Genomic DNA, 25,788 nt, shown 5'->3' with positions numbered 1-25,788 from the left:
GCCGTTTTTTTATCCGCCTACGCTGGCAAGGGGTGCGCTGCCAGCCATGCGGCGAGGCGCGCTTCCGCCCCTTCCGGCACATGCAGGCCGAGCTTGGAGCGCCGCCACAGAATGTCCTGCGCCGTCGTGGCCCATTCGTAGCGGCGCAGGTAGTCCGCTTCCGCTTCATACAGTCCCGGCTCCAGCTCCGCCCCCATATCCTCCAGCTTCACGCGCCCCGCCAGCAGGGTGTGGATGCGGGTGCCGTAAGCGCGCGCGTACCGCGCCACCAGCATGCGCGGCAGCCACTCGTACTGCCGCAGCAGCTTGTCGCGCCATTCGTCGTAGCGCAGCACGGCGCAGTTCTGCGGCGTGTCGCCGAACAGATCGCCGCCCGGCAGGCAGGCTTTCGCCGTCCATCCCGGCTGGCGGTTGCCCAGCGCCTTGCACAGCATGTCCACCGCTTCCTCCGACAACTTGCGGTAGGTGGTGATCTTGCCGCCGAAAATACTCAGCAGCGGCGCCGCGCCGCCGTCATCGTCCAGCTCCAGCCGGTAGTCGCGCGTGACGGCCTTGGCGTCCTGCGCCTCGTCCTCCACCAGCGGGCGCACGCCGGAATACGTCCACACCACATGCTCGGGCCGCACCGGCTCCTTGAAATACTGGCTGACCAGTTCGCACAGATAGGACACTTCCTCCGGCGTGATCGCCACCGCGTTCGGGTCGCCCTTGTAATCGAGGTCGGTGGTGCCGATCAGCGTGAAGTCCTGCTCGTAGGGAATCGCGAACACGATGCGGCCGTCGCGGTTCTGGAAGATGTAGGCGTGGTCGTGGTCGAACAGCCGCTTGACGACAATGTGGCTGCCTTTGATCAGCCGCAGGTGCTGGCTGGAGCGCTGGGGCAGGGCCTGGCCCAGCAGGCTGGCGGTCCACGGCCCGGCCGCGTTGACCACGCTGCGCGCGCGCACCACGCTGTCCTTCCCGTCCGCGCCGCGCAGGGTGGCGTACCACAGGCCGCCTTCGCGCCGCAGGGCCGTGCAGGCGGTGCGGGTCTTGATGGCGGCGCCGTGCATGCAGGCGTCCATGGCGTTGAGCACCACCAGGCGGGCGTCGTCCACCCAGCCGTCCGAATAGACAAAGCCGCGCGTGAACTCGGGTTTGAGCGGCCGCCCCGCCACATGGCAGCGCAGGCCGATGCCGCTGGAGCCGGGCAGCAGCTCGCGCTTGGCCAGGAAATCGTACAGGAACAGGCCGGCGCGTATCAGCAGCGCGGGGCGCTGCCCGGGCGCATGCGGCATCACGAAGCGCAGCGGATGCATGATGTGCGGCGCGGCGCGCAGCAGCACTTCGCGCTCGATCAGCGCCTTGCGCACCAGCGAGAATTCGTAGTATTCGAGGTAGCGCAGCCCACCGTGTATCAGCTTGGTGGACGCGGACGAGGTATGCGAGGCCAGGTCGTCCTTTTCGCACAGCACCACGCACAGGCCGCGCCCGGCGGCGTCGCGCGCTATCCCGGCGCCATTGATGCCGCCGCCGACCACCAGCAAATCGCATTCGATATCGTGCACCGCAGCCGTCATTCCATTATCCGAGATGTTGCCGTAGGATAAAGATACGCCATTTATGAAGAATCTGGCAACCCCTATCTGGCCATCTGTTCCGGCGCGGGCGAGCAGGCCGCCAGCGCACGCTGCATTTCCGCCATTTCATCGCCCAGCCAGGCACGGAAATGCTCTATCTTGGGCATGCGCTCCTTGTTGATGTTCACCAGGAAGCGGTAGCCGGAGGTGTAGGGAATCGGGCAGGCGGCGATCATGTGCAGGTCGCCCCGGCGCAAGTCCTCGTAGACGATGCTGAACGCGGCCAGCGCCACGCCCTGCCCCGCCACCGCCGCCTGCGCCAGCACGCCCCAGTGGCTGTAGCCGCGCGAGACCTTGTAGCCGCCCCTGGGCAGGCCGTTGGCCTCCACGTAGCGGTCCCAGTACAGATTGCTGCCCTCGTCCAGCAGCGGCAGGCTGCGCAGGTCCGCCAGCGTGAACTCGCTGCGGCCCGGCGGCAGGATGTCCGGGCTGTACACCGCCACCAGCCGGTCCGAGAACAGCATGGCGGGGTCGTCCGGCTCGTACAGGCCGTAGCGGATGGCCACATCCACGCTGTCGTCCTCCAGGCTCACGTTGCGGTCGCTGGCGTCCAGCCGGATATCGATGTCGGGATGCAGGCGCGTGAAATGCGTCAGGCGCGGCGCCAGCCATTTCAGCGTGAACGAGTGCGTGCTGGAGATGCGCAGCACGCACTCCTCGCCGCTTTTTTGCAGCGCCGCCGCCTTGGTGCGCAAGTCGCCAAGCACGCGCGCCACGGTGGCGGCGAAGTCGCGTCCCTTTTCCGTCAGCGCCACGTGGCGCGGGTGGCGCAGGAACAGCGCGAAGCCGAGCTCCTCCTCCAGGTTCTTGATCTGCTGGCTCACGGCGGCCGGCGTCTTGTGCAGCTCCTCCGCGGCCAGCTTGAAGCTGCCCCAGCGGGCGGCGGATTCCAGGTCGATCAGCCCGGACAGGCTGCGCAGCGGTTTGGCCATGCACGCTCCATGAATTAGTTAATCTTGTTCTCAGACTGGCAATTTTCTCGTTTGATCGCCGCCCAGGCAGGAACGACAATGATTCCATACCAACAGGAGATTATCATGCACAAGAATATCTTGGTGATCGGCGGCACGCGCTATTTTGGCAAATTGCTGGTTCAGAAGCTGCTGGACGCGGGCCACCGCGTCACGCTGGCCACCCGTGGCCATAGCGCGGACAGCTTCGGCAGCCGCGTCCAGCGCATCCGCGTGGACCGCCGCGACCATGACGCCATGCGCACGGCCTTTGCCGGCAGCCAGGGCTACGATATCGTGTATGACCAGACCTGCTACAGCCCGCTGGACGCGGCCATCGCCATCGAACTGTTTGCCGGCAAGGTGGAGCGCTACGTGATGGCGTCCAGCATGGAGGTGTACCGCAAGCTGCTGGGCTGCCAGGACGGCGCTTTCGAGGAGCTGGACCTGGACCTGAAAGCGCAGCGCATCGACCTGGCGCATCCCTGGAACGACCCGCTGATGGCGGACGAAAACTACGCCGAAGGCAAGCGCCAGGGCGAGGCGCTGCTGTACCGCGACGGCACGCTGCCGGTGGTGACGGTGCGCCTGGCCCACGTGCTGGGCGGCGACGACTTCACCGGACGGCTGGCCTACTACGTGGCGCTGGCCCAGGCCGGCCAGGCCCTCCTGTACGCCAGCGCCAGGGGCGCCACCTGTTTCATCAGCGCGGAGGAAGCGAGCGATTTCCTGCTGTGGAGCGGCATGCAGGACTTCCTCGGCCCGGTGAACGCGGCCGACAAGGGCGCCCTGTCCGCGCTGGAGCTGCACCGCCGCGTGGGCAAGGTGCTGGGTCTGACAGTACGCGCGCTGCCCCACATCACGCAGGGCGGACTGAGTCCCTTCGACTACCCCGTGCCTTATCTGATGGACACGGCGCGCACCCGCTGCCTGGGCTACCGCTTCGGCGACACCGCCAACTGGCTGGACCTGGCGATCCACCAGCTGCAGCCGGAGCTGGTGTGCGGCAGCCCTGCCTCAGCGCTTGAAGACCACGCCGTCCTTCATCACAAAGCGGATCTGCTGCAGCAGGCTGATGTCCTTCAGCGGGTCGCCGCTGACGGCGACGATGTCGGCAGCGTAGCCCGGCTCCACCGAGCCTAGGCGGCTGCCCTGGTTCAGCAGCTCGGCCGCGTTCAGCGTGGCCGAGCGTATCGCCTCCAGCGCCGGCATGCCGGCTTCCACCATGTAGGCGAACTCCTTGGCGTTGTCGCCGTGCGGGAACACGCCCGCGTCGGTGCCGAAGGCGATCTTCACGCCCGCCTTGTAGGCGCGGCCGAAGGTGGCCTGTATCAGCGGGCCGATAGCCGCCGCCTTGGGCCGCACCACCGGGGAGAAGAATTCCGGGTCCTTGGCCTTGTCCGCCACGTAGCGCCCGGCGCTGATGGTGGGCACGTAGTACGCGCCCTGCTTCTTGAACAGGGCGATCGCCTCGTCGTCCATATAGGTGCCGTGCTCGATCGAATCGATGCCGGCGCGCAGCGCGCGCTTGATGCCCTCCACGCCGTGCGCATGCACCGCCACGCGGAAGCCGTAGTCCTTGGCGGTGGCCGTGATGGCTTTCAGTTCCTCGTCCGTGAACTGTGCATTCTGGCCGCTGGCGGCCTGGCTCAGCACCCCGCCTGTGGCCGTGATCTTGACCAGGTCCGCGCCCTCCTTGTACCGGGCGCGCACCGCTTCGCGCGCCTGGTCCGGACCGTTGATTACGCCGTCGTAAGGGGTTGGATGTCCCATCGCCTTGCCCAGTTCGCGCGACAGGCCGTTGCTGCCATCGCCGTGGCCGCCGGTGGTGGAGATGATGGTGCCCGCCGTATACATGCGCGGCCCGACAATGGCGCCGCTTGCGATGGCGCGCTTGAGGGAGATATTCAGGCCATCGCTTGCGCCCAGGTCGCGCACCGTGGTGAAGCCGGCCTTCAGCGTGCGCTCGGCGTAGGCCACCGAACGGAAGGCGTCGTCCGCCACGTCCTGGCTCAGCCTCATGCGCAGCGACTCCACCTCCTTGTGCGACTCGCCCGTCAGGTGCACGTGCATGTCGATCAGCCCGGGCAGGCAGGACTGGCCGCTCAAGTCGATATCGCCCTTGGCCGCGCCGGTCGGCGCCACCGACTTGACCACGCCGCCGTCGACCACCACGGTGACGCGTTCACGCCAGACGCCAGCCTTCACGTCCAGCAGCCGGCCGCAATCGACCGTTTGGGTTGCGGCGCTTGCTGTAGCAACGCCTGCAGCGACATTCAACAACAACAGCAGACCGAGGGCGGATTGAGCGCGCATGAGCGGATTCCCGTGAAAATTAGTGTGCGGCAAGAGTAGCATAAGAACAAGCTGCGGCGGAATGGGCTTGGACTATAATTGCCCGCATCCGCAAACCTTGCGCAACCATGAGTGCCCGTTTTGACTGCCAACTCCCCTGCCTTGCCTAAGTGGCTCACCAAGTATCTGACCCGCCGCAACGCCATCCGCGCCCTGGCCGCAAGCGGCATCGCCGCCGCCGTGGGCGCCGCCCTGCTGGGCGGCTACATGCTGCTGTTCATCGCCCCCAACCTGCCTGCGCTGGACGCCGTCACCGACTACCGGCCCAAGATCCCGCTGCGCATCTACACGGCGGACAATGCGCTGATCGGCGAGTTCGGCGAGGAGCACCGCGACTTCGTGGCCATCAAGGACGTGCCGGAAATGATGAAGAAGGCCATCCTCGCCATCGAGGACAAGCGCTTCTACGACCACGGCGGCATAGACTGGATACGCGCCTTGGGCGCCGTCAAGTCCAATCTGCGCGGCAGCTTCCGCCAGGGCGGCTCCACCATCACCATGCAGGTGGCGCGCAACTTCTTCCTCACGCGCGACAAGACGCCGGCGCGCAAGATGACCGAAGTCATGCTGGCCTACCGCATCGAAGCGGCCCTGAGCAAGGACCAGATCCTGGAGCTGTACCTGAACCAGATCTACCTGGGCCAGCGCTCCTACGGCTTCTCCAGCGCCGCGCAAGCCTACTTCAGCAAATCGCTGAAGGAACTGTCCATCGCCGAGATGGCGATGCTGGCCGGCCTGCCGCAAAACCCCGCGCGCCACAACCCGGTGGCCAATCCCAAGCGCGCGCGCCTGCGCCAGCACCTGGTACTGAAAAGCATGCGCAGCCAGGACGTCATCACCGAAGCGCAGTACCAGCAGGCGCTGAAAGAGACTCTGCACGTCAGCAACAAGGGCCAGGAATTCGACACCCACGCCGAATACGCGGCCGAACTGGCGCGCCAGGCGGTGTATGAGCAGTACAAGGAAGAGTCGTACTCGCGCGGCATCAGCGTCTACACCACCATCCTGAAAGCGGACCAGGACGCGGCCTACGAGTCGGTGCGCCGCAATGTGCTGAACTACGACCAGCGCCACGGCTACCGTGGCCCGGAAGCCTTTATCGACCTGCCTTCCGACCCCGAAGACCGCGAGGACGCCATCGACGAAGCGCTGCAGAAGCGCCGCAGCAGCGATCGCCTGATCCCGGCCGTGGTGCTGGCCGCGTCGGCCAAGAGCGTGACGGTGGAAACCATAGACGGCGAAGAAATCGAGATCACCGGCGACGGCCTGAAACTGGCCGCCCCCGGATTGAGCGAGAACGCCAAGGCCGGCCTGAAACTGCGGCCCGGCGCCATTATCCGCGTGTCCCAGGGCGACAAGAAGCGCTGGGCCATCACGCAGGTGCCGCAAGTGGCGGCGGCCTTCGTGTCCATGGATTCGGCCACCGGCGCCTACCACGCCATGGTGGGCGGCTTCGACTTCAACCTGCACAAGTTCAACCACGTTACGCAGGCCTGGCGCCAGCCCGGTTCCTCCATCAAGCCCTTCGTCTACTCGTCGGCGCTGGAAAAAGGCTACTACCCCGGCACCCTGATCAACGACGTAAAACTGTCCGAGACCGGCGTGGACAGCGGCGGCTGGGATCCGCAGAACGACGACAACGTCTACGACGGTCCCATCTCCATGCACGTGTCCCTGGCCAAATCCAAGAACGTGACCTCGGTGCGCCTGCTGCGCGCCGTGGGCGTGCCGTATGCGCACGGCTTCCTGGAAAAATTCGGCTTCACCCCGGCCAAGCACCCCACCAACCTGACCATGACGCTGGGCACAGGCGCGGTCACGCCGCAGCAGATGGCCGGCGCCTATTCGGTGTTCGCCAACGGCGGCTACCAGGTGCAGCCGTATCTGATCGCCCGCATCGTGGACGGCAACGGCAAAGTGCTGTCCGAGACCAAGCCGCAGCAAGCCGCGCAGGAAAGCAACCGCGTGCTCGACCCGCGCAACGTCTTCATCACCGACTCCATGCTGCGCGAAGTGGTGCGCAGCGGCACCGGCGCGCAAGCGGGCGCGCGCCTGGGCCGTCCCGACCTGGCCGGCAAGACCGGCACCACCAGCGACGCGGTGGACGGCTGGTTCGCCGGCTACGGCGGCGGCGTGGTCGGCGTGGCGTGGATGGGCTACGACGATCCGAAATCGCTGGGCGGGCGCGAATTCGGCGCCACCCTGGCCATGCCGATCTGGATAGACTACATGCGCGTGGCGCTGCAAAAAGCGCCGCCGCGCGAACGCCCGGTGCCGGAAGGCGTGGTGCAAGCCGAAGACGGCTCGTGGATGTACGCCGAATACGTCAACGACGCCTCCGTGCGCAGCATAGACCTGGAGCAGCAAGCCGCTCCGCCCGAGAAGGAGCCCGGCGCCACCAACGTCCAGCCCACCCAATAGGGCGGGTTAGCGGGGGACGCCGAGTCCATGGCGCCGTAACCCGCCAACGGCAAGCTCAACAATGCTACACTCTTGCCAATTCAATACGACGGCTCCCCCGGTGTGCAAGCATGGCGATGTCACGACTCAGCGTTACGATTACCGCGCCCATCGTGCTGATTTCGGCGCTGGCCATCGGCCTGACGGTTTTCCTCAACGTGGGAAAGCTGGACCGCACGCTGGGCGAACTGGAAGACTCGCGGCTGCGCTTCACCGTCAACGTGCTGCGGCAGAACCTGGAAACGGGGCTGGACCTGGGCCTGCCGGTGCGCGGCCTGGGCAACGCGCAGGCGGCCATCGACTTCGAAACGCGGCAGGACCCGGACATCGTCGCCATCGTCGTCAAGGACGAGCGCGGACGGCCCGCCTTCACCACCGGCCGGCCGGCTGAACGCAACAGCGTCACCGTCAGCACGCCGCTGTCCAACAACCTGGGCGTGACGGTGGGCGCCATCGAACTGCATTATTCCCGGCGCGGGCACGACCAGTTCGTGGCCGGCATTTCGCGCCAGCTGCTGCTGGCGGGGCTGGCGGCCACCGCCCTGTCCACGCTGCTGGCGGTGCTCGGCACGCGGCTGTGGGTGCGGCGCATAAGGCGCACGCTGGGCAGCATGGAACACGCGCTGGACGCCAGCGCGCCGCCGGTGGCGCGGCCGGACCGGCACGCAACCGCGCTGGCGGAACTGGCTGCGCACAGCGCCGGCCAGGCCTTGCGCGAACTTGAGCAGGCGCAGCGCGCCATCACCAGCAAGGACGTGGCGGGGGAAAAATTATGAGCCCGGCCGTGGTCCACGAGGAGCGCCTCTACACGCGGCCCGTGCGGCGCCTGTTTGTATTCACGCTGGCGCTGCTGCTGGCGGTGCAGCTGGCGCTGTCGCTGTATGCGTGGTCGCTGTCCGAGCGCGCGCTGCTGCCGGAGTTCGGCCGCAAGGCGCAGACCACCGGCACGGCGCTGGCGGCGCAACTGGCGCGCGCGCTGGACTACGGCATCCCGCTGCAGCGCCTGGAAGGGGTGCCGGAATTCTTTGCCGACGTGCTGAAGCAGAACCGCGACCTGGCCTATCTGCGCATCGTGGACGGCAGCGGCAAGGCGCTGTTCGGCAGCACGCAGGCCGACAGCAGCGCGCCGGAGCAGTTCCTGGATACGGCGCTGCCGCTGATGCACAAGGGCCAGGCGGTGGGCCGGCTGCATGTGGGTGTGGACAAAAACTACATCGCCGCGCGCGTGCGCGAACTGCGCTACGACATCGGCATCGTGCTGCTCACCAGCCTGCTGATCGCTTTCGAAATCCTGTGGTTCGTGGTGACGCTCACCTTCACAGCCCCAATGCGCCAGATCATCGGGCTGATGACCAGCATGGCGGCGGGCGACTTCCGCCAGCGCGCCGCGCCGGACGCCAGCGCCGCCATCGCCGTCCGGCTGCACACACTCAGCGCGCGCATCAACCACGGCTTTGGAGAACTGCTGCGCAGCGCCGCCGCACTGCGCCAGGCCAGTCCGCAGCAGGCGGAGCATGCGGAACCGCTGTTGCAGCGGCTGCGCCAGACCTACTCCTTCGGCGACGCCGCCATCGATCCCGCCCAGGCGCCGCGCATCGTGCTGGTGCGCGTGCTCAGCTTCCTGTTCATGTTTGCCGAAATGCTGTCCCGCCCCTTCCTGCCGGTGTACGCCGCCTCGCTGCCTGCCGGCGCCGCCGCAGGCTCGCTGCACGCCAGCCTGCCGGTGACGGCCTTCCTGCTCGGCGTGGCGCTGACCATGCCTTTCGCTGGCCGCTGGTCGGACCGCATGGGCCGGCGCAGCAGCTATATCGCCGGCGCGCTGGCCGTCATGGCCGGGCTGGCCGTCACCGGCCTGGTGCCGGACTACTACGTCCTTGTAGGCGCGCGCGCGCTCACCGGCGTGGGCTACGCCATCATGTTCATGGCCTGCCAGGGCTTCGTGTTCGACCACACGGACAGCAGCAACCGGGGCAAAGGCATGGCGCTGTTCGTGGGCGCCATCATGGTGGCGGAGATCTGCGCGCCTGCCGTGGGCGGCATCCTGGCCGACCGGGTCGGCTACCGCATGGTGTTCCTGCTGGGCGCGGCCGTGGCGCTGGCGGCGGCCGCCATCGCGGCGGCGGTGCTGAGCAAGGGTGCGCAGCAGCAGCCCGCATCTCAGCCCGCGTCTCAGCCCGCATCTCAGCCGGCATCTCTGTCCGCAACGCAGTCCGCCCCGCTGCTGGCGCGACTGGTGCGGAACCGGCGCTTCCTGGCGCTGTCCATCCTGTCCGGCGTGCCCGCCAAGTTCCTGTACTCCGGCTTCCTCATCTTCCTGGTGCCGGTGCTGCTGTCCGGCCTGGGCCTGTCCAAGTCCGAGATCGGCCGCTACACCATGCTGTACGGCCTGAGTTCTCTCGCGCTGGCGCCGCTGTTCGCCCACCTGGCCGACCGCTACAACGCCTACGCGCCGCTGGTGGCGGCCGGCGGCGTGCTGACCGGACTTGGCTTGCTGCCGGTGGCATGGGGCGCCAGCGGGGAGCTGGTCATGCTGGGCATAGGCGCGCTGGGCGTCGGCCAGTCCATGAGCATCTCCGCCCAGCTGGTGCTGGTGGCGCGCGTGACGGCGCGTGAGGCGCGGGACGCGGGCACCGGCCCCATTGTCGGCCTGTTCCGGCTGCTCGAACGCCTTGGCGCGGCGGCCGGGCCGGTGGCCACCGGCGCGCTGGCCGCGCGCTACGGCGCCGCGCACGCCATGGCCTTCCTCGGCGTGTTCGCACTGGGCGCCTCGCTGCTGTTCTCGCTGGTCTTCGCGCTGGCCAGCCGCGCGGCAGGCGCGCAAGGCGGCCCGGCGCAGGAGGCGTCGGCATGAAGCGGCGTTACGTTTGCGGCGCGGCAGCCGCACTGGCCCTGGGCGGCGCCCTGCCGCGCGCGCTGGCGCAAAGCCCGCAAGCCGCGCCGCGCCCGCCGCGCATCTACATGATACTGTTCCGCGGCGAGACCGCCGTCGAAAAAGGCTTCCGCGACTACTTCGCCGTCAACGGCATGGCTGTGGAGCTGATCGTGCGCGACGTGGCGCTGGACGTGGGCAAGGTGCCGCAGCTGATCGCCGAAGCGCGCGCCATGAAGGTGGACCTGATCTACACCTGGGGCACGCCCATCACGCTCGCGGTGGCGGGCAAACAGGGCGCGGTCGACCCGGCCCGCCACGTGACCGACATCCCGGTGGTGTTCACCATGGTGGCCTCGCCGCAGGGTTCCGGGCTGGTGAAGTCGCTGGCCTCGTCGGGCCGCAACATCACCGGCGCCTGCCACGTGGTGCCGCCCAGCCAGCAGCTCAGCGCCATCCGCGCCTACCGCCGCTTCGACCGCCTAGCCATTATCTACAATCCGGCAGAACCGAACTCCGTGCAGAACGTGAAGGACTTGCGCGCGGTGGCGGCCAGCGAGCGCTTCCAGCTGCTGGAGCGCCCGGTGCCGCTGGACGCCAAAGGCCAGCCGCTGGCGTCCGAGCTGCCCGCCATGGTGGCGGAACTGGCGCAGCAGCGTGTGCAGCTGCTCTACATAGGGCCGGACAGCTTCCTGGCCGCCAACCGCAAGGTGCTGACCGAGGCGGCGCTGGAGCAGCGCCTGCCCGCCTTCTCCGCCACCGAGATCGCCGTGCGCGAAGGCAAAGCGCTGTTTGGCCTGGTGTCCGGCTACGAAAGCGTGGGCCGGCTCACTGCGCACAAGGCGGAGCAGATCCTGCGCCAGCACATGGCGCCCGCCGCCATTCCGATTGAAACGCTGGCGCGCTTCTCCTACCTGGTGAACATGCCGGTGGCCGCCCAGCTCGACCTCTACCCGCCGCTCAAGGTGCTCAACTACGCGGAGCTGCTGAAATGACTTCCTGCTCGAACGATCCGCAATTCCGCTGGCAACTGATGCGCCAGGATGAAGCGGCCCAGGTGCACCAGCTACACCGCAGCGTGCTGGCGCAGATGCCCGCCGGCCTGGTGCGGCCCGATGAACTGAGCCACTTCGAACAGCACGCGGAAACGCAAGGCCGCATCCTGTGCTGCCGCGCGGACGGAGAGCTGGTGGCCTACGGCGTGCTGGGCATGGACTCGCACACGGTGGACCACATGGCCGAGCTGCTGGGGGCCGGCCCGGCCGGGCGCGCGCGCATGTGCGTGCTGGACGGCGCCGCCTCGCTGCCGGAATGGCGCGGGCGCAGGCTGCATTGCGCCGCCATCGAAGAGCGCATGGCGCTGGGCCGGGAGCTGGGCCGCACGCTGGTGGTGGCCACCGTGGCGCCGGAAAACATGCGCAGCCTGCGCGGGCTCACGCTCGAGGGTTTCTGCGTATCCGGCTACGCCCTGGTCTACGGCGGACTGGCGCGCCTGCTGGTGCAGCGCGACCTGCTGCAGCCGGAGGCGCCGTGGATGGCCTGCCGCCGCGTGGCCCATGGCGACCACGCGGGCCACCAGCGCGCGCTGGCGGACGGCCTGCGCGGCTTCCAATGCTGGCAGGACGAGAACAATCACTGGTCCGTGGAATACGGCGTGCAAGCCTCAGGCTAGCGGCACGCTCTGCTCGAAGCGGAACAGGTTGTGCGGGTCCACGCGGCGCTTCACTTCCGACAGCTGCTTCAGATTCGTGCCGTAGTAAGCCTGCGCCCAATTCTTCAGGTCGCGGTTGGGGAAGTTGACGTAGGACTCGGGCTGCAGGAAGCGCTGCATGTCGTCGTAATAATCCTTCAGCCATGCGCGCTGGCGCTGCACCGTCTCCGGCTTGTCGATCGGCCCCCACGAGGCTTCCATTTCGAAAATGTAGTTGGAATCGCGGTGCACATAGGCCGTGGCGTTGCGCGGCACTTCCTTCACCTTGCCGCCGATGGCGAACAGGATGCCCATATTTTCCTGCAGCAGCGAGCCGCCCGGCCAGCGCGTCATCCAGTTCAGCATATTGTCCAGCGCCGCCTCGCTCAGCTCCTTCTGCACAAAGCTGCAGCGGATGTCGTACAGGCCGTTCGGATCGTCGGTCAGCAGGTAGTCGCGGCCGCGCCAGTAGTCCACCTCGTAGATGTCGGCAATCTGCGGCACGGCGACCGCGTACAGCGGCGCCAGCATCTCGCGCAGTTCCTTCTCGCCGCCCCAGAACTGGCCCAGCGTCTCCACGTACAGGCTGTCGCGCGAAGGCCGCGCGCCGGCGGCCATGGGCAGCGCCTTGCTGCGCGTGGAAATCCGTGTCGGGTGCGCCATCTGCAAGGCCTGCAAGGCGCGCAGCAATTCAATCTGCTTGCCCGGCGCCCACGTCAGGTTGAAGGTGGTGACCGTGCCCACCTGGTGCAGCTTGAAGGTGAAGCCGGTATGGACGCCGAAATTGCCGCCGCCGCCGCCGCGCACCGCCCAGAAAAGTTCGCTGTCGCTGTTGGCGTCGATGCGGCGGGCCGCAGCGCTGGCCATCACCAGCTCGGTGCCGAGCAGGCTGTCGCAGGTCAGGCCCGTGTGCGTGGCCGCGAAGCCCCAGCCGCCGCCAAGCACCAGGCCGCTGGTGCCCACCGTGGGGCAGCGCCCCGAAGGTATCGCAACGCCGTAATTGCGCAGCACCGCCGCCACGTCGTTGTTGTTGGCGCCGCCCTGCACCCACGCTGTCTGGTTCTTCAGGTCCAGCGTCACCTTGTTCATGGCTTTCACGTCGATCAGCAGGCCGGGCGTGGTGGAGAACCCCGCGTAATTGTGGCCGCCGGAGCGGATGGCGAAGGGCATGCGGCTGTCGCCGGCCCAGCGTATGCAGCGCTGCACGTCGGCCTCGGTGGCGCACATGGCCACTGCCTGCGGCTGCACGCCGGCCCAGCGCGCATTGTTTGGCCAGGCGGCCAGCGCAAAGCCGTCTTCGCCCGGCAGTATCAGACGTCCCTCAAAGTCCCGCGCCAGGGAGCGCAGGCCGTGCGGCCCCAGTTTCAGCGCAGGTTTGGCCAGTACCGCCGCCGGCGCCAGGCCCAGCGCAGCGGCCCCCAGGGCGCCTGCCTGCAGAAAGCCGCGGCGCGTGTTCATGATTTCATTCGTCATCCGTTTGATTTTCCTTTGCTTGATGTCCAAGTTTGCCTCGCTGCTTCTCCCGCTCGCGCTGGCGCAGCACGTCTATCATGACGTTGAAAGTCCGCGCCAGCCGGCCGATTTCGTCGGTGCTGGTGACCTTGATGCTGGCGCGGTCGTAGTCGCCGTCCTTGAGCGCATTGGCCGCTTCCGTCAGCCGCACCACGGGGCGCGTGATGCTGCGCGCGAACAGCACCGCCAGGATCAGGAACACCAGGCCCACGGCGGCCACGCTGTACAGCACATTGACGAACAGGCGCTGCAAGGGTTCCTCGAAGCGCGTGCGCGACTCGGTCACGCCCACCACCCAGTTGTGGCCCTGCACCGGCGCGTAGCCCGCGTGCTCGTCCACGCCGCTCAGGGTGGAGTGGTAGCTGATATTGCCCGCCGTTTTTGCGCCTATCAGCACCTTGGCCAGCTCCGGCATGTCCACGCTTTCTATGCGGTGGCGGCGGAAGCGCTGGTCGGCGACGATGCGGCCCAGCGTGGCCTTGGGCAGCGGCGCCAGGCTGCGGTAAAGCTGGTTCTGGTCCGGGTAATGCACCAGGATGCCGTCGCCGTCTATCATGAAGGGGACACGCTTGCCGTTTCCGCCCGCACCGGCATCGCTGAGGATGGACGATATGGTGCCGCCCTTGATACGCAACACCACCACGCCTATCACCTTGTTCGCATTGTCGAACACCGGGTTGGCGTAGTACACGCCGGGCTTGCCGGCCGTGGAGCCGATAATCACGCCGGTCATGAAGGGATGGCCCTTCATGGCCTCCTGGAAGTACTCGCGGAACTTGAAGTTCACGCCCGCCACGCCAGGCTCGCTGGACACCAGCGCCGTGCCTTCGGCGTTCATCAGGAAGATCAGGTGCGCGTCCGGGTTGGTCTTGATCAGGTTGGCCAGCTTGGCGCTCACCACCTCGCGCTTCGCATCGGTCGGAGCGCGCAGGTAGTCGATAAAGGCGGAGTCGGTCGCCAGGTAGCCGGCCTGGTAGCGGCTGTCCAGTATCAGCTGCGAGATGCGGCCCGCCGTCGCCTGCGCCAGGCTCTCCAGGTTGCGCAGTTCGCTGGCCGACACCGCCGCCACCGAGCCGTTCAGATTGTAGTAGGCGGTAATCGTCATGGGCAGCAGCGCGGCCAGCATCATGGCGATGGTCATCTTCACCACCAGCGGCCAAGAGGACGGCCGCCAGATCGCCTTGCCCAGCTTGCGCACGCCTTTCGTCAGGCTGCGCTGCCCATCCAGGTCGCCCACGCGCAGCGCCTCCTGCAAGCCCAGGCTGCCGGCGTGCGACGCGAACAGGCTTTGCGAGAACTCCGCGATGCTTTGCGGGCGCTGCTTGGGATCGACCACCAGCGCCCAGTCCACCGCCATCAGGAATTCTTCGCTGTAGCGGCCCTTGCCCGCCTGCGTGGCGGGGATGTATTCGGCCACGCCGCTCTGGCGCTCGGGCGCGGGCGCGGGCTTGGCGCCGGTGATCATCCAGTACAGCGTGGCGCCGATGGCGTAGATATCGGTCCACGGCCCCTGCTCGCCGCCCTGGTACTGCTCCAGCGGCGCGTAACCGGGCGTGACCACGTCGGCCATGGTCTGCAGGCCGCCCACGGTCTGGCGCGCAGCGCCGAAGTCGAGCAGCACCCAGCTGCCGTCTTCCTTGCGCACGTAGATGTTGTCCGGCTTGATGTCGCGGTGCAGATAGCCCGACTCGTGCACCAGCGACAGGCCGTCCAGCAGCGGCTGCACCAGCGACAGCAACTGCTGCTCGCCCATGTTCTTCTGCTTGTCCCACCACTGCTTAAGCGGCTGGCCGCGTTCGTATTCAAGCACCATGTAGGCGGTGCGGTGCGCCTCGAAGAAGCGCGCCACGCGCACGATGTTGGAGTGCCGGAAGGTTGCCAGCGTGCGCGCTTCGACCAGGAAGCATTCCAGTCCGTTCAGGTAGAAGTCGTTATCCTCGGGCCAGCGCGGCGAGACCGACTTGTCGCTGGCGCGGGTGGCGAAATCGGCCGGCAAATACTCCTTGATCGCCACGCGCACGTTCAGGTTCACGTCCGTGGCCAGGTAGGTGATGCCGAAACCGCCCTGCCCCAGCACCGCGTCGATGCGGTATTCAAACAGCTCGAAGCCCGGCGCCAGGGCCAGCGGCGTGGAAATGCCGGGCGCAATGGAGCGGTTGGGCGCGGCGGGCAAGGCGGGCAGCTGCGAGCGCACCGGCTGCGAAGGCGGCTGCGAGCGGCCCAGCGTGGGCGTGGTGGGCTGCGTGTGCGGCGAGTCGCCGCCGCGCTGGCGCGCCGGTTCGCGCGTACCGTCGGGGCGATAGTGCGGCACGGGGATGGTGGCGTCGTCGTCATGCTGGTACTGGGCGCTGTGCGGGCGCGGCACGGTGATGTCGGCCTGCCCGTCGCGCGCGGCCAGCTGGTCCGTCGCTGCGCGGGCCGTCATTTCCTGCACGTCGCGCATGCGGCGTTCAACCGCCACCACGGCCTCCAGCGCAGCCACGCGGCGCGCCAGGATGGCTGCGCGCGCCTCGGCGGCGGCGTTGCGGCCTTCATCGGCCGTCCCCTCCGCTCCGCCCACACCGTGCTGCTGCCCGCGCTGTTCGCTATCGTCCATGCATCATCCCGCCATTCATTTTTCACCACGTCGCGCCATAGAGCGCATTGCGCATGCTAGCATGCAGTTATGGCCTTTGTGACAAAGGCCTGGAGACAATTTCTACTACTGGAGACACCTTGGGCAATTGGAAGCAATTATCACCGTCGGCGCTGCACCGCCTCGACCTGGGCCTGGCCTATGGCCTGACCGATGTTGGCACCGTGCGCGAGTCCAACCAGGATAATTTCTTCATCGCTCCCGACCTTGGCCTGGTGGTCGTGGCCGACGGCATGGGCGGCCACGAAGCGGGCGAAATCGCCAGCGCGGACGCCATCCGGCTGCTGCACAGCTTCCTGCGCGCCTCGCACGGAGACCAGCAGGCCTCGCCCGGCGACGCCAGCGACGCCACCGTGCCGGTCTTCCACGCCAGCGCCTTCGATCCGGTGCAGGCCGACCCCGACGCCACATGGACCGACGCCACCATGCGCGCCATGATCACGCTGCACGACGCGGTGGAATTCGCCAACGAGCGCATGTACCAGACCAACAGCGCCAACGACCAGGCCGACGGCGCCGGCATGGGCACCACGCTGACCGGCATGTGGCAGGTGGCGCAGGACGGGCCGGTGTTCATCTTCCACATCGGCGACAGCCGCCTGTACTGCTTCCGCAACGGCCGCCTGAACCAGCTCACGCGCGACCAGACCTTGTACCAGCAGGCGCTGGAGGCAGGCATGGCGGAGCCGCTCCCGGCGCGCAACCTGCTGCTCCAGGCGCTTGGACCCGCGCCGCTGATCAAGCCGGATTTGCAGACCCAGGCCGTGTCGCCGGGCGACGTCTACATGCTGTGCAGCGACGGCCTGTATGGCAACTCGCCGCCGGAAGCCATCGCCGCCATCCTGGCGCGGGTGCGGGACGACAACCTGGCCGAATGCTGCGCCGAACTGGTAGCCATGGCCAAGCGCGACGGCAGCCGCGACAACATCACCGCCGTGATCGTGCGCTGCAAGGACGCGTAACCCGCCAGGCGGTCACGCGCCCCAGCCGGTTTGCAGCCACGTCCCCGCCAGCATGCCGGCGAACGCCGCAGGTGCGGGCAGCCCACGGCACAGAAGCAAGCTCGGTTCCACCTCGGCCGATCCATCGGTCCACCAGATACTCTGCCCGCGCAGCGCCGCAGCGGCCAGCGCGGGAACCTGCGCCGCCACCGCGTCCAGCGACGCCAGCGGCAAGCGGCATCCCACGCCTCCCTGCTGTCCGGCCAGCGGCGCATCGCTCAGCGGCGGCATGGCCTGCAGCAAGCCATCAAACGGCTCTAGCTGGAAGCGCTCCTCCAGCGAGGACAAGGCCAGCGCCTCCAGCTGGTCGAACCACGGCTTCCCGTTCGCCACCCAATCCAGCAACCCTCCACCGCCCGGCGCACCGGCCGCTATGGTGAGCGGAAAGTGGCGCCCCACGCGGTCCACGCTGGGCATCAGCACGCCGGCCCAGGCATTGCGGTCGCACACGCCCGGCGCCAGCGCAAAGCGCCAGATCGGGCTCGTAAGATAGGTCTGCAGCCAGCGCGCGCCCAGCGCCTCGCGGCTGCCCTGCATGGAGGCCTGCAGCCACGCGTCCCACACGCCCAGCAGCGGCGGCGGCAAGCGGCGCGACACGAAGTCGCCATGCGTGCTCACCTTGCCGAAAAAGCCCGGCGCCAGTTCCGGTTCTTCCATTACAGCGACTCCAGGCAGCGGAACTGCTCCACGCCGTCGCGCTTGAACGGATTGTTCACGCTGTTGGCGGTCAGTTCATAGATGATCTTGCGGCCTTCCAGATCGAAGGTCAGCTTGTAGCGCTCGCCCTGCGCGGACGGCTCCAGCATGGCCTTGTCCAGCATGCGGAACCAGGCCCACGCGCCTTCCGTGCGCAGCTCCGCCGTGGTGGCGGGCGCCACCTCGAAGCGCACCGCATTCACGCCTTTGCCGCTCGGGATCTGGAAGCCGGCCGCGCCCTGCTGCGTCTTGGGCGCAAACGCAAGCTGCTGGCCGTCCACGTCCAGCAGCACGCGGGTCAGCGCGGCGTCCGCCGCCAGCGGCCTCAGGTCGAATCGCACCGAAGGCTGCTTGCCGCCGTTGCCAAAGAACTTGTCGCGTATCTGCGCGGCGCGCTGGAATTCGTTCAGCACTTCCTGGCTGATGCCGAGGTCCATATTGTTCACCATGCGCCAGCGCCACTGCGCGCCGCTGGTGTCCACGTAGTTGACCAGGTGCTTCTGGAAGAATTCGTCGGCCAGCCCGCCGGGGCCGAAGAAGCGGCCAAAGTCGTCCGGCGTCGCCTCCTGCACGGCCTTGCGCACCAGCGGGTAGCGGCCCGCGATGGCGGCGCGGCAGAACAGCGCCGGGCCGGTCTTCCACAAGGCGTCCAGGCGGTCGCGCTCCGTGCCCAGCGTGAGGCCGGAGCCGGCGGTGTTCACGTTGCGCACCAGCGCGCCCAGCGGCGCCGGCAGGCCGTCCGCCTCGCGCTTCAGGCGCACCAGCGCGTCGGCCGGCGGCGCGGGCTGGCCGGCGGCGCGGGCGGCGCTGGCCGCGTCCAGGTAGACCGCCACGTCCTTCAGCTTGAGCAGCACGCCGTCCAGGCCGGAGGCGCCTCCCGGGCCACCTGCCGCGCCGCCTGCGACACCGGCCCCCGCCTCCACCATCTTGTGCAGCGGCGCGAAATGGATATCGACCGGATTCACGGGCCGCACGTCGGCCGGCAGCACGTCCTGCGTGCCGTCGCTGAGGGCGGACTCCAGGCGCCGCTTGGCCGCGTCGCTGAGCTGCTTGACGGTGTCGGTGGCCGCGTCCACGCTGGACTTGGCGGTCTTCAGCTTGTCGAGCCGCGTCTGTTTGGCGGCCGCCTGCAGGAATTTGCGCAGCGGCGACTCCTGGCTGCTCACGCTGTTGATCACGCGCGCCGCCTGGTCCAGCGACGTGAACGGCACCAGCGTCACGTCCGCCAGCAAGCCGTCCCACAGGCGGATGTACTCCTCGAAATACATCTGCTGCACCACGGCCTTCATCTGCGCCGCGCTCTCAAGGCTGTCCACCGCCTCGCGCTGGTCCAGCACCCAGCTGTCCTTGACCACGTCGGCTATGGCGCCGTCTATCTGCTCGGTGAATTTCTTGTAGCCCGCCAGCGTGAACGGCCCGGCGATGCCTCGCGTGAGCGGCAGCCCACTTTGCCGCTCCAGCACCACGCCCGCGTCGCGTCCTGCGGCGGCGGTCACGTCGAAGTCCGGCACATTGGCGGCGGCCAGCCCGCGCTTCAAGCGGGTGTAGACGCGTTCGCCCATCGGCAGCTTGGCAAGGCTGAGGCGAACCTGCGCGATCAGCGCCCTGTTCAACTGCGGCGGCGCCTCGGCCTGGCTGGACGGCGCCAGCATGGCAGCCACGTGCTGCGACAAATCCTGCCGCTGCAGCTCGTTCGCCTCCGGCAGGTTGCGGCTCCAGTCGTAGTCGAGCCAGGCGCGCACGGCCGGCGCGTCCAGGTGGTTGCGCTCGCCCAGCATGATGTAGACGCGCAGCAGTTCGTACAGGTATTCGGGATTGTTGGCGGTGCCGCGCCGCAGCTGGGTCTCCATCTGCTCCAGGATGCGCGGCAGCAGCGCTTCGCGCAGCACGCGCTGGTAGGCACCCTGCGCGCCTTCGCCCAGTTTGCCGCCCTGGTACAGGCCCAGTCCCATCAGCAGCGGCACTTCCTCGCCCTGGCTGCGGTAGCCGCCCGGGATGTCGCGCAAGGCGTTCAGCAGCGGCAGCGCCGCAACCGGCGACGGATCCTTCGGCAAGGCGCGCGCCAGCTTGTCGATCTCCTGGCTGCGCGCGGCCACGTCGTTCACGTAATTCTCGTTGCGCACGTAACTCGTGACCAGGCCGGCCGTCACCAGCACCAGCACGGCCGCCGTCAGCGCGTAGGCGCCCCATTGCAGCCAGCGCCGGTTGCGTTCCAGCCGCAGATTGGCGCCCGCCAGCTCGCTCTCCTGGAACACCACGTCGCGCAGCAGCCGCGTGATGAAGTAGCTGCGCCCGCCGAAGGCATTCGCCGGCAGCACCTTGCGGTCCAGGCCAAAGCTGGCGGCCAGCGTGGACATCACGCGGTCGATCGGGCTGCCTTCCTGTGTGCCGCTGGTGAAGTACACGCCGCGCACCAGCGCCGCTTCTTCGTAGGAGGTGGACTCAAACACGTCGGTCAGGAAGGATTCCAGCACGTCGCCGATGGCGGCGAACTGCTGCGGGAAGTTGTACATCAGCGCGCGGCGCTGGATGTCGCGCTCCTGCTGCATGCGCTCGAACAGGCGCGCCTGCAACTGCGCCTGCAGCGCATCGAATTCAGCCGGGAAGGCCTTCAGTCCGGCGTCCGCCTGCTCGGCCGAGGCCAGCGGGAAGGTCACGCCCCAAACCTGGGTGCGCTCTTCGCGGCCCAGGTTGTCGAAGAACTCGACAAAGCCTGCCAGCAGGTCGCACTTGGTGACGATGACGTAGACCGGGAAGCGGATGCCCAGTTCCTCGTGCAGCTCCTTGATGCGCGCGCGTATCGCCAGCGCCTGCACGCGGCGCTGACCTTCGCCTTGCTGCAGCAGGTCCGCCACGCTGAGCGCCACGATCACGCCGTTGATGGGACGGCGGCGGCGGTGCTTGCGCAGCAGCTGCAGAAAGCCCTTCCACGCGGCCTGGTCCACTTCGGTGTAGCTGTCCTGCGTGGTGTAGCGGCCCGCCGTGTCGAGCAGCACCGCCTCGTCGGTGAACCACCAGTCGCAATTGCGGGTGCCGCCCACGCCGCCGATGGCGCCTTTTCCGTGCGTGTCGGACAGCGGGAACTTCAGGCCGGAATGCACCAGCGCCGTGGTCTTGCCGCTGCCGGGCGCGCCGACGAACATATACCAGGGCAGCTGATACAGGCCGCCGCCGTTGCCGAAGCCGCTGCCGGTCTTCGATTTGCGCAGCACCGCCATGGCTTCCTGCAGGCGCTTGGCCAGCAGCGCCATTTCGGCCGCGCTTTCCTTCTGCCCCGGCACTACGGCGGGCGCGGTATCGGGATCGCCCGCCACGCTTTTCATCAGGCGGCGTTCGGCCAGCCTTGCGCGCAGCAGCTTCCAGCCGAAATACAAGGCCCAGGCCAGGAACATCAGGCCAATGAAGAACCAGCGCACGCCGGTGGAGGCGAACGGCTCCTTGCCGTCGAAAGCCAGCAGCGGCGCCTCGAACCAGAAGATCAGCGACAGCAGCAGCACGCCGAAGAAGGCCAGCACGGGCGGCTTGATGAACCAGTTGAAGAAGCGTTTGATCATGGGGTCTGCACTGGGGTCAGCACTGGAGTCAGTACAATAATCACCACGCGGCGGTTGCGCGCGCGGTTGGCGGCACTGTCATTGGGCACCAGCGGTTCGGTCTCGCCCCGGCCTTCCACGGTGTAGCGCGCTGCGGGACCGGCCTGTTTGGCCAGCAGCTCCACCACGGTGGCGGCGCGGCCCTTGGACAGCGCCCAGTTGGACGGATAGCGCGCCGAGCCGCCGGGCACGTCGTCCGTGTGGCCGATGACTATGACCTTGCCGGGCACCGGCTTGAGCGCTTCGCCTATGCGCCGCAGCAGGCCGTCGTAGGACGGCAGCACTTCGGCGCTGCCGGATTTGAACACGCCGTCGCCGTGCAGGACGATGGTGGAGCGATCCGGCGTTTCGGTCACGCTCACCAGGCCGCGCTCGATTTCGGGCGCCAGGAAACGGGCCACGCGCACCGGAGGATTGGCCATGGGCGGCGCCGGGGGCGCCGGCGCCACCAGGCGGATGCGCTGCAAGGCGGCGTACACGGGGTCCGAGTGGCGGTTCAGCAGGAAGCTGAAACCGAGATGTATGCATAGCAGCAGCAGGCCCGCAACAGCGGCGATCACCCAGACGGGAATCAGCCGCAGCAGGCCGGGACGCTTTTCATTCGAGCCTTTCCAGCGCAGCGACAGGTCCGGTTCGAAGGGGCCGCGCTCTTTCTGGATCAGCTGCTGCAGCCGTTCGCGCAGCACGTCGAGCTGGACGCGTCCGCCGTCCATCACGCGGTAGCGGCCTTCCAGTCCCAGCGCCAGGCACAGATACATCAGCTCCAGCACGTGCAGGTTGGCGCGCGGCTGCTGGCTGAGCTTTTGCAGGATGAGGAAGAACTTCTCGCCGCCGAAGGCTTCATTGTGGAAGGCCACCAGCAGGCTGCGGCTGGCCCACACGCCGCTGCCGCCCCAGGGCGTGCTGGAGATGGTCTCGTCCAGGAAGGTGCACAGCGAGTAGCGCGCCACGGCGATGGCTTCCTGCGCGCAGCCTGCGTTCCGGGCGTCGATTTCGAATTTCTTGATGGCGGCCACCAGCTGGCTGCGCAGTCCTTCCACGCTGGGGTGCGTGGCCATGATGCGCAGTGGGACCACCAGGTCGAGCAAGGCGTTGGCGGCGCCGACCAGCGGGTTCACGCCGTTCAAATGGGCGCGCGGCGCGGCCGTCAGCGGGGCCAGCGCGGCGTCGTAGTTGACATGGCCTGCGCCGCGCTCCGCGCCAAAGCTGCCCGCAGCGGCTGCGGCACCCAGGCCGGGGCCGGGCCAGGCCGGCGCCGCAGCTTCGCCGCCCATGCCGCCGTCGCCGCCCTGCGCAGGGCTGGCCGGGAAGGCGCCGGCGGCGCCCGCAGGCGCGGCGCCTGCATCGCCGCCCGGACCCAGTCCCGGCACGGGCGCAGGCGCGCCGCGCCGTCCGCCGGGCTTGGGGACCAGGATGGTGCGGTCGGAATCTGGCAAATCGTCCTGGCTCATCTTCGCTTACTTCCGGATGGCCCAGAACTCCATCTGCAGGCCGGGGAAGTCGCCCGCCACGTGCATGGCGAAACCGGCGGAGGTGGCCAGGTGCTGCCAGTACTCGCTGCCCTTGTCCAGCTCAAAGTAGGTGTGGCCCGCGTGGAAAGGCAGCTGGCGCGGCGCCACCGGCAGCGGACGCAGCGCGATGCCGGGCAGCTGCAGATTCACCAGGTCGCGGATTTTCTCGACCGAGCCTATCTTCACCTGGCGCGGGAAGCTGCTGCGCACCGTTTCGGGCGGCATATGGGCGTTCACCATCAGCACGAAAGTGGCGGACTTCAGCAGTTCCGGATCGCGCATCACCGCGACGCGGATGCCGAACTGGCGCTCCTCCAGCGGGATAGGAATGGCGTGCGTGTCGAGCACCATGGACAGCGACTGGCGCAAGTCCTCCATCACCGGCAGGAAGGTTTCGCGCAGCTGATCGTGGCGGTACACGGGGTATTGGATGGCGCGCTTGTTGTTCGGGCTGAAGGTGGCCAGCTCGCCGGCCAGCTGCACGGCTTCGCGGTAGTAGTCCTCGGGATGCAGGCCCGTCATGGTGGCCAAGTGGGCGAACAGCGGCTCCGCGCGGTTCACCAGCTGCAGCAGCAGGAAGTCCGCAATCTCGGCCGCGCCGGCGGCGCCGGGCTGGGACAGGCGGTTGCCGAGCGCGTCGCCGCGCTGGTGCAGCAGCCCCACCACCTCGTCGGCAAAGCCGCCCAGGCGCGGCGCCACGCGGAAGTCCAGGCACGGCGGGCAGAATTCAGGATCCAGCACCACGCGGTTGTCCGGACGCCGCTCGATCACGCGCGCCACGGCGATGCAGGCGTAGGCGTTGGCGACCTCCGATTCCAGCGCCAGGCGCAGGCGCAGGCGCCCCACTTGCATCAGCGCGCTGTTGTCGATGCCGTTGCTGTCCCAGGCTTCGTGGTCCACGGCGCCGTGGCGGGCAAAATTGTCCGGCGCCGGGCTGTCGCCGGTCTCCGGTATGCCGGGCCGGCGCAGCGGCAGCGCCAGCACGATCACCACGTTGCGCGCGTCCTCCGGTATGTCCAGCGGCAGCGGCAGGTCGTCGTCCGCCGGCAGGATGAACGGCGTACCGTCCGGCAGCACAGCGCTGCAGGACAACAGCGCCAGCTTGCCCAGCGCGAGCTGCTGCTCGTCTATCTTCAGCGAAGAAAAGCCCCATGAATAAGGGCGCAGTCTGGCCACCCGGCTTTCGAGCTGGGTTTGCAGATAGCGGTCGTGCTGCTGCAAGTGCTGCGGCTGCAGCAGCATGCCTTCGGACCAGATGACTTTACGGTTCCACGCCATGATGTCTCACTCGATAGGATTATTTGCGGTGCAGCCGGCCGATCTGGTCTTCATAGGCGGCAGAGAATTTTTCGCCGAACAGGTGCTGGAAGTCGTCGTCCGCTTCGCGCAGGATGTCTTCGTGCAGCGCCACCATGCGGTCCCAAAGGCGGGCCTTGCGCGTGGTTGCCATCATCTTGTCCATCACGCCTTCGGGTTCCTTGGCCTCGATCAGCGCGGGGTTGAAGCGCGCCAGCACGCCGTCCAGCGCCGCGCGCATGCCGGCAATGACGGCCAGTTCGTGGGCTTTCAAATCTTCGAAGGCGCTGCCGATGGACTTCACCGGCGGCATGTAGCCGGACAAGGCGTTGGTCAGCATTTGCGACAGCGCGCTTTCGGCGTCCGGGAAGAACTTCAGCGGGTTGTTGGCCTGCGCGCCCAGCACCGTCATTTCAAGGCGGCTTTCGCGCTTGGTCATGGCGCGCGCCATCAGCACGGCCATGGTGCCGGAGGTGGCTTCGCGCAGCATGGCGCCCACCAGTTCGGCCGTTTCGGCGGGCGACCTGGTGGTGCGCAGGCCGGTCAGGCCCAGGCCGCGCAGCAGCGCCTGCATCACTTCCTCGCCGCCCTGGACCTGGCCCATCGCGCCCGCCGGAGCGGCATGGCTTTGCTGCGGAGGCAGCGCGTAGGCGATGGGCGCGGCGGAAGGCGGAACATATGGCGCGGCCGGCGCTTGCACGCGCGGCGGCAGGAAATCGGCGAGCGGATCGTAGTCGTCCGGTATCAGCATGGCCGGCGCGGGCGCAGCGGGCGCGGGCGGCGGCGGTGCGGCGCGCACGGTCAATACCGTGGGCTCGGGCGCGTGGGCAAAGGGCTGCGCCGGCGCGCCGTATGCGGGGTTGCCCCACTGCGGCGCGGGCTCCGGCGCTGGCGGCTGCGGCTGCGCCATGGGCATCCACTGCGGCGGCGCGTGGTCCGGCTCCGAGCCCCGGAAGGCCACCGGCGGCGCGGCCTGCGCGGCGTTGGCGTCGCTCAGCATATTCAGGCCAAGCGGATCATTGGCGGACGGCGCGGCCAGGGGATCGTGTCCGCCGCTCAGTTCCAGTATCTTCACGCCGGCCAGCGTGTCGCGCATCTCGTCGAAGGACTTGCCCTCGTAGGGCGACGCCGCCACGGCAGGCTGCGCCTGGAAGGGCAAGGCGTCCGAGGTCTCGGGCTGGAACACGGGGATGGCCGGCGCGGCGGCGGCGCCCTCGCCCACCTGTACTTCCAGCACGTAGTCGCCGATCAGCAGCCGGTCGCCGTCGGCCAGCACGGCGCTCTTGCCGGTGCCTACCGGACGGTCATTGATCCAGCTGGGATTGGCGCCCAGGTCCATCAGCGTGTACTGGCCGCCGGCGAAATCGATCTTGCTGTGGTTGCGCGAGATGTATTTGCCCGGATCGGGCAGCTCCAGGTCGTTGCCTGCGGCACGGCCTATGGTCCCGCCCAATTGATCGAAGCGGCGCTCAACGGGCGCAGCCGGAGCTTGCTTTCGGTATGACTGAATCCGCAGAGTTAAGTACATCGGCTCACTATCGCTGCTAAGAGGCTGCTAATTGAAATCGAAGGGCATGGCGCGGATCATTATACGGTTGCTA

16 protein-coding genes and 1 pseudogene are annotated in these 25,788 nt (G+C 68.0%); 7 read left to right on the top strand and 10 right to left on the bottom strand.

From position 1 onward, the window contains the following. Positions 1–17: 17 nt before the first annotated feature. Both glpD and AC07S4_RS20955 read right to left on the bottom strand, forming a co-directional pair. On the bottom strand, positions 18–1,559 hold the full coding sequence (gene glpD / locus AC07S4_RS20960) for a glycerol-3-phosphate dehydrogenase (RefSeq protein WP_494988494.1): 1,542 nt from the start codon (positions 1,557–1,559) through the stop codon (positions 18–20). Positions 1,560–1,621: 62 nt separating this feature from the next. Then, positions 1,622–2,551 (bottom strand): LysR substrate-binding domain-containing protein, encoded by a 930-nt coding sequence (locus AC07S4_RS20955; RefSeq protein WP_494988493.1) that lies wholly within the window; start codon positions 2,549–2,551, stop codon positions 1,622–1,624. A 78-nt stretch (positions 2,552–2,629) separates the two neighbouring features. Between AC07S4_RS20955 and AC07S4_RS20950 the strand changes: the two are divergent. Further along, positions 2,630–2,965, top strand: a pseudogene (locus AC07S4_RS20950) (NAD-dependent epimerase/dehydratase family protein); the annotation flags it as partial. 621 nt (positions 2,966–3,586) lie between these two features. Here AC07S4_RS20950 and AC07S4_RS20945 read toward each other — a convergent pair. Next, positions 3,587–4,885, bottom strand: coding sequence for a metal-dependent hydrolase family protein (locus AC07S4_RS20945; protein ID WP_494988492.1), 1,299 nt, complete (start codon positions 4,883–4,885; stop codon positions 3,587–3,589). A gap of 120 nt (positions 4,886–5,005) precedes the next feature. Here AC07S4_RS20945 and AC07S4_RS20940 point away from each other — a divergent pair, with 120 nt between their 5' ends. The 5 genes from AC07S4_RS20940 to AC07S4_RS20920 all read left to right on the top strand — a co-directional run bounded on the left by AC07S4_RS20940 (position 5,006) and on the right by AC07S4_RS20920 (position 11,925). Then, the gene (locus tag AC07S4_RS20940) at positions 5,006–7,345 is read left to right on the top strand and encodes a penicillin-binding protein 1A (protein ID WP_494988491.1); all 2,340 of its coding nucleotides are present in this window, start codon (positions 5,006–5,008) and stop codon (positions 7,343–7,345) included. A 110-nt stretch (positions 7,346–7,455) separates the two neighbouring features. Beyond that, positions 7,456–8,160: a hypothetical protein gene (locus tag AC07S4_RS20935; protein WP_494988490.1), complete on the top strand. Its 705-nt coding sequence runs from the start codon at positions 7,456–7,458 to the stop codon at positions 8,158–8,160. Next, positions 8,157–10,235 (top strand): MFS transporter, encoded by a 2,079-nt coding sequence (locus tag AC07S4_RS20930; protein ID WP_494988489.1) that lies wholly within the window; start codon positions 8,157–8,159, stop codon positions 10,233–10,235. Before AC07S4_RS20935 ends, AC07S4_RS20930 begins: the two co-directional genes overlap by 4 nt. Then, complete coding sequence (locus AC07S4_RS20925) at positions 10,232–11,248, top strand: ABC transporter substrate-binding protein (RefSeq protein WP_494988488.1); 1,017 nt, start codon at positions 10,232–10,234, stop codon at positions 11,246–11,248. Before AC07S4_RS20930 ends, AC07S4_RS20925 begins: the two co-directional genes overlap by 4 nt. Next, positions 11,245–11,925: a hypothetical protein gene (locus AC07S4_RS20920; protein WP_494988487.1), complete on the top strand. Its 681-nt coding sequence runs from the start codon at positions 11,245–11,247 to the stop codon at positions 11,923–11,925. The genes AC07S4_RS20925 and AC07S4_RS20920 overlap by 4 nt, the downstream gene beginning before the upstream one ends. On the opposite strand, the gene AC07S4_RS20915 is transcribed toward AC07S4_RS20920, so the two are convergent. Both AC07S4_RS20915 and AC07S4_RS20910 read right to left on the bottom strand, forming a co-directional pair. Further along, a complete protein-coding gene (locus AC07S4_RS20915; protein WP_494988486.1) occupies positions 11,917–13,401 on the bottom strand; it encodes an FAD-binding oxidoreductase in 1,485 nt (494 codons plus the stop codon). The two genes, AC07S4_RS20920 and AC07S4_RS20915, sit on opposite strands and share 9 nt — an antisense overlap. Before the next feature lie 4 nt (positions 13,402–13,405). Beyond that, on the bottom strand, positions 13,406–16,051 hold the full coding sequence (locus AC07S4_RS20910; RefSeq protein WP_494988485.1) for a protein kinase domain-containing protein: 2,646 nt from the start codon (positions 16,049–16,051) through the stop codon (positions 13,406–13,408). A 119-nt stretch (positions 16,052–16,170) separates the two neighbouring features. Here AC07S4_RS20910 and AC07S4_RS20905 point away from each other — a divergent pair, with 119 nt between their 5' ends. Continuing rightward, a complete protein-coding gene (locus AC07S4_RS20905) occupies positions 16,171–17,052 on the top strand; it encodes a PP2C family protein-serine/threonine phosphatase (protein WP_494988484.1) in 882 nt (293 codons plus the stop codon). Positions 17,053–17,064: 12 nt separating this feature from the next. Here the strand turns inward: AC07S4_RS20905 and tagF are convergent, their stop codons facing one another. Genes tagF through tagH form a run of 5 tightly spaced genes read right to left on the bottom strand, consistent with a single transcriptional unit; the run spans position 17,065 to position 25,640 of the window. Next, positions 17,065–17,748, bottom strand: a complete 684-nt coding sequence (tagF, locus tag AC07S4_RS20900) for a type VI secretion system-associated protein TagF (RefSeq protein ID WP_494988483.1) — start codon at positions 17,746–17,748, stop codon at positions 17,065–17,067. Then, entirely contained in the window at positions 17,748–21,341 is a 3,594-nt protein-coding gene (tssM, locus tag AC07S4_RS20895) for a type VI secretion system membrane subunit TssM (RefSeq protein ID WP_494988482.1), read from the bottom strand. The genes tagF and tssM overlap by 1 nt, the downstream gene beginning before the upstream one ends. Further along, positions 21,338–22,831, bottom strand: a complete 1,494-nt coding sequence (gene icmH / locus AC07S4_RS20890) for a type IVB secretion system protein IcmH/DotU (RefSeq protein ID WP_494988481.1) — start codon at positions 22,829–22,831, stop codon at positions 21,338–21,340. Before icmH ends, tssM begins: the two co-directional genes overlap by 4 nt. A 6-nt stretch (positions 22,832–22,837) precedes the next feature. Then, positions 22,838–24,169, bottom strand: a complete 1,332-nt coding sequence (tssK, locus tag AC07S4_RS20885) for a type VI secretion system baseplate subunit TssK (RefSeq protein ID WP_494988480.1) — start codon at positions 24,167–24,169, stop codon at positions 22,838–22,840. A 19-nt stretch (positions 24,170–24,188) separates the two neighbouring features. Continuing rightward, a complete protein-coding gene (gene tagH / locus AC07S4_RS20880; protein ID WP_494988479.1) occupies positions 24,189–25,640 on the bottom strand; it encodes a type VI secretion system-associated FHA domain protein TagH in 1,452 nt (483 codons plus the stop codon). Between the last annotated feature and the right edge of the window lie 148 nt (positions 25,641–25,788).

It is taken from the genome of Pseudoduganella sp. GW821-FHT05F09, assembly GCF_059419605.1.
This window is presented reverse-complemented; position numbering and strand designations above follow the sequence as displayed.

Bases quoted from the DNA above. Each gene is read 5' to 3' on its own strand.
- glpD (WP_494988494.1), bottom strand. From the start codon at position 1,559: ATGACGGCTGCGGTGCACGATATCGAATGCGATTTGCTGGTGGTCGGC.
- AC07S4_RS20955 (WP_494988493.1), bottom strand. From the start codon at position 2,551: ATGGCCAAACCGCTGCGCAGCCTGTCCGGGCTGATCGACCTGGAATCC.
- AC07S4_RS20945 (WP_494988492.1), bottom strand. From the start codon at position 4,885: ATGCGCGCTCAATCCGCCCTCGGTCTGCTGTTGTTGTTGAATGTCGCT.
- AC07S4_RS20935 (WP_494988490.1), top strand. From the start codon at position 7,456: ATGGCGATGTCACGACTCAGCGTTACGATTACCGCGCCCATCGTGCTG.
- AC07S4_RS20930 (WP_494988489.1), top strand. From the start codon at position 8,157: ATGAGCCCGGCCGTGGTCCACGAGGAGCGCCTCTACACGCGGCCCGTG.
- AC07S4_RS20925 (WP_494988488.1), top strand. From the start codon at position 10,232: ATGAAGCGGCGTTACGTTTGCGGCGCGGCAGCCGCACTGGCCCTGGGC.
- AC07S4_RS20920 (WP_494988487.1), top strand. From the start codon at position 11,245: ATGACTTCCTGCTCGAACGATCCGCAATTCCGCTGGCAACTGATGCGC.
- AC07S4_RS20915 (WP_494988486.1), bottom strand. From the start codon at position 13,401: ATGAACACGCGCCGCGGCTTTCTGCAGGCAGGCGCCCTGGGGGCCGCT.
- AC07S4_RS20910 (WP_494988485.1), bottom strand. From the start codon at position 16,051: ATGGACGATAGCGAACAGCGCGGGCAGCAGCACGGTGTGGGCGGAGCG.
- tagF (WP_494988483.1), bottom strand. From the start codon at position 17,748: ATGGAAGAACCGGAACTGGCGCCGGGCTTTTTCGGCAAGGTGAGCACG.
- tssM (WP_494988482.1), bottom strand. From the start codon at position 21,341: ATGATCAAACGCTTCTTCAACTGGTTCATCAAGCCGCCCGTGCTGGCC.
- icmH (WP_494988481.1), bottom strand. From the start codon at position 22,831: ATGAGCCAGGACGATTTGCCAGATTCCGACCGCACCATCCTGGTCCCC.
- tssK (WP_494988480.1), bottom strand. From the start codon at position 24,169: ATGGCGTGGAACCGTAAAGTCATCTGGTCCGAAGGCATGCTGCTGCAG.